The 255-nt window shown below is 64.3% G+C and carries 1 protein-coding gene; it reads right to left on the minus strand.

Features of this window, described 5'->3' with window-relative positions:
* Positions 1 to 255 (minus strand): efflux RND transporter permease subunit (locus tag SB816_RS33300; RefSeq protein WP_410548417.1); only part of this gene is annotated, 255 nt, incomplete at both ends.

A 255-nucleotide genomic window follows, 5' to 3' on the forward strand; every position in this document is an offset into this window, starting at 1 on the left:
GCATTGACGTTGAGCTGCAGGTCGACGCCGTTCGGGCTTGGGGAGGCACCGATAACGCCGGCTGCGGCCTGCACGTTCTGCTGGCGGATGGCGTCCGAGACGTCGCTGGCGGCGAGATCATGCTCGGCAACCTTCTGCGGATCGAGCCAGACGCGCATGGAATAGTCACCCGCGCCGAAGACCTGAACCTGGCCGACGCCTTCGATACGGGCGAGCCGGTCCTTGACGTTCAGCGTTGCATAGTTGCGCAGATAG

The organism is Achromobacter sp. SIMBA_011 (genome assembly GCF_046535435.1).
Classification (GTDB): domain Bacteria; phylum Pseudomonadota; class Gammaproteobacteria; order Burkholderiales; family Burkholderiaceae_B; genus Achromobacter; species Achromobacter dolens.